General features: G+C 46.8%; 4 protein-coding genes. 2 read left to right on the top strand and 2 right to left on the bottom strand.

Going from position 1 to position 3,107, the window contains the following annotated elements; genetic code table 11:
- Positions 1 to 50 precede the first annotated feature (50 nt).
- Together ACI32D_RS00580 and ACI32D_RS00575 are read right to left on the bottom strand one after the other, a co-directional pair.
- Positions 51 to 236 carry a hypothetical protein gene (locus ACI32D_RS00580; protein WP_002879841.1) on the bottom strand — a complete coding sequence of 62 codons (186 nt, stop codon included), beginning with the start codon at positions 234 to 236 and terminating at the stop codon, positions 51 to 53.
- A 73-nt stretch (positions 237 to 309) separates the two neighbouring features.
- Positions 310 to 1,182, bottom strand: a complete 873-nt coding sequence (locus tag ACI32D_RS00575; protein ID WP_439774740.1) for a LysR family transcriptional regulator — start codon at positions 1,180 to 1,182, stop codon at positions 310 to 312.
- A 194-nt stretch (positions 1,183 to 1,376) separates the two neighbouring features.
- Between ACI32D_RS00575 and ACI32D_RS00570 the strand changes: the two genes are divergently transcribed.
- On the top strand, positions 1,377 to 2,183 hold the full coding sequence (locus tag ACI32D_RS00570) for a class C sortase (protein WP_439774739.1): 807 nt from the start codon (positions 1,377 to 1,379) through the stop codon (positions 2,181 to 2,183).
- Between the two features lie 331 nt (positions 2,184 to 2,514).
- Positions 2,515 to 3,107 (top strand): hypothetical protein (locus ACI32D_RS00565; protein ID WP_439774738.1); only part of this gene is annotated, 593 nt, incomplete at its 3' end.

Raw genomic sequence — 3,107 nt, 5'->3', positions numbered from 1 at the left:
AGAAAAAAGACGTCATCCCTCGATTTGGGGATGGCGCCTTTTGCGCTTATTTAGCTTTCTTCTTCGCTGCAGATAGCGATGACCCGCATCTTGTAGCCAAAGGTGTGGTCTTCGGTAACCTTTTCGCCGGTGTGGTCAGTGATGACCGCGTCGATGTGGCCGCCTTCAGCAACAAACTTGTCGATTTGCTCCTTGACTTGGGCAAAAGTGCCTTCAAATTGCTTGGTAAATTGCATGTCAGTCTCCTCCTCTTTCGTAGTTTACTTAATTTTACCTCTAAAAAAAGGAAAAATGCTTGCTGCTTATAAATTAATATGGAAAATCTTCTGGCCAGTTTTTGCTTAAAAGGTCCAAGAGAGGGGTGACCATCTTCTTTTGGTCCTTGCGGTAGACGGCGTAGAAGTCAAGCCGGTTCTTCGGGTCAGCAATTCTGACCGGAACCCGGTTGCCAAGTTCTGGGTAGTCAGGGTTGGACAGGTTGGACCGGAAGACGGGCAGCTGGGAGTATTTGGTTAATTCGGTGAGGGAATCCACATCATCCTGGTAGATGAAGTGAGGATGAGGGATGGCCTTTTCCTTGATCTGCTTCCAAGGGCCGATATCCTGCAAGACGATAAAGCTGACCCCGGCAAGCTCCTGGAAGGTAACTGAGCCCTTCTTGGCTAAGTCGCTGTCCTTGTCGCACATGAGAAAAAGCTCTTCATAGCCAACATAGCGGGATTCACAGGCCTCAGTCTGGTATTCCTGGCTGCTGAAGACGACTTGGTAGTGGAAATTTTCGACGGCAGGGAGGATATATTTTTCCTCAAGCAGGTCCTTGTCGATTTCAACCTTGATTGGCAGTTTGCGCCGCAAGCGTTCGCTGATCAAAAGCGGGCCTGGAGCGTCTGAGCCAATTAGGAAACGGGTTTGGCCTTTAGCAAAGTTCTGGACTTTTTCCAGCATGCTGCTCTCCATGGCGAGCAAACGGGCGGCTTCTTTAGCGGCGAGTTGGCCAGTGGTGTTCAGAGTGATTTTGTTGTTGCCGGATCGGTTGAAAAGGGCGACGTCCATCTCTTGTTCCAGCTTCTGCATCCCCCGCGTCACCGTCGGCTGGGTCAAGTGCAGCTCTTCAGCTGCCCCGCTGAGGGTCCCGCTTTCGGCAAAGGCAACTAATTCTTCAAGTAGTCGTGGATCGATCATTTTTTCCTCTTGTATCTGTTTAATCTTACTATGCTTTTAACGTATACTAGCATAAACAAGCGGCAATTTTCAATTTAGAACCTCGAATCATCTTTAGGGCAGAATTGACAAGTATTTTTATCGCCGCAATGTAATTGCTGGCCAGCGGCATGTAGTAGAATATTGTACAGAAAGAATAGAAAGTGACTGAAAAAATGTCGAAAAAATCACTGATCATCCGGCTCTTGGTGATCCTGGCCGGCTTCATCATCCTTCTGTATCCGGTCATAAGTGACTATGTAAATACGCAAAACAGCGGCAATGCGGTCAACAGCTACGCCGGTTCCGTAAGAAAGGCGACCAAAAAGCAGCGCCAGCAGCTTTTTAAAAAGGCTAGAGCCTATAACGAGGCCTTGGCTAAAGATCCAGAAACTTTTTACCACCCAAACCTGGTCCCGGGCTACTCAAGTCAGCTTAAAGTAGCGGACACAGACGTGATGGCTATCGTTGACATTCCTAAAATCAGAGTCCATCTGCCGGTCTACCACGGGACAGCCAACAGCGTCTTGGGTGACGGGATCGGTCACTTGAAGGGGACCAGCCTGCCGATCGGGGGCAAGTCGACCCACTCGGTACTGGTGGGCCACCGGGGTCTGCCGAGCGCGACCTTGTTTACCGACCTGGATGCCATGAAGAAGGGGGACTATTTTACGGTCACCACTTTAGGCAAAAAGATCACCTACAAGGTTGACGCTATCCATGTCGTTAAGCCTAACAACGTCAAGTATTTGCAGATCGTCAAAGGCAAGGACTACTGCACCCTGCTCACTTGCACGCCTTACGGGATCAACACCGAGCGGCTCTTGGTCAGAGGGGTCAGAGTAAAGAACCTGCCGGAGGATAAGGAGGGCAAGTCAGGCTTCTTCATTTCCCCGAAGAAGCTGATCTATTACGGCGCTATGGCCCTGCTCGGTCTTTTGGTCGTAGTCTGGCTGATCGCCTTGCTCCGGCGAAGCAGATAAAGAGAATAAGTTTTTTAGCAGTCCTGTTGGCGAGCAGCAGGGCTGTTTTTGTTTATACTTTTTTATACTTTTTAGGCAAAATATAACTTTTATTTTTTGTGTAGACATATAGAAATGAATCATACAATGTTCATAGGTGGAAAAAGCAGGTTAAAAACGTGCATGACTAGAAAATAAGCTGGATAATTTTATCTATTCCTAGGATAAAAGTTTAATTCTAATTTTCTTCATTTTCTTCATTTTTTGGCTTAACATCCTTCAATAATTGAGTATAATTAAGGGCAAGTAATAAAAATAATTTTGATCTCGATACAGGGAAAGGAACCGTATTATGAAGAACAACCGTTTAATGAAGAACCTTGGTAAAGCTACTGTTGCTGCTGCACTGCTTGCTACTGGCGTAAGCCCAGTTCTGGCTGCAACTGAAAACAAGACTGAAGTTAAGAGCAACAAGACTGCTGCTGAATCTTCATCAAAGAAGACCAGCTCAGTAAGCTCATCAACTTCATCAAAGAAGACCAGCTCATCTGAATCATCAAAGGCTTCAAGCTCATCAGAAGCTTCATCATCAAGCAAGAAGGCTGCTAAGAAGAGCACCAAGAAGGCAGCAAAGAAGTCAACTAAGAAGGCCGCCAAGAAGGCAGCCAAGAAGGCAGCTAAGAAGTCAACTAAGAAGGCTGCCAAGAAGGCAGCTAAGAAGTCAACTAAGAAGACCACCAAGAAGGCTGCAAAGAAGGTAGCTAAGAAGACTACTAAGAAGACCACCAAGAAGGCAGCTAAGACTGCTAAGAAGTCAACTAAGAAGGCTGCAAAGGACACTAAGAAGGCAGCTAAGACTACTAAGAAGTCAACTAAGAAGGCCGCAAAGGACACTAAGAAGGCAGCTAAGACTGCTAAGAAGTCAACTAAGAAGGCCGCAAAGGA

Source organism: Lactobacillus sp., assembly GCF_051873315.1.
In the GTDB taxonomy this organism is placed as follows: domain Bacteria; phylum Bacillota; class Bacilli; order Lactobacillales; family Lactobacillaceae; genus Lactobacillus.
The sequence above is the reverse complement of the archived record's forward strand: the minus strand, read 5'-3'. Positions and strand labels throughout refer to the sequence as shown.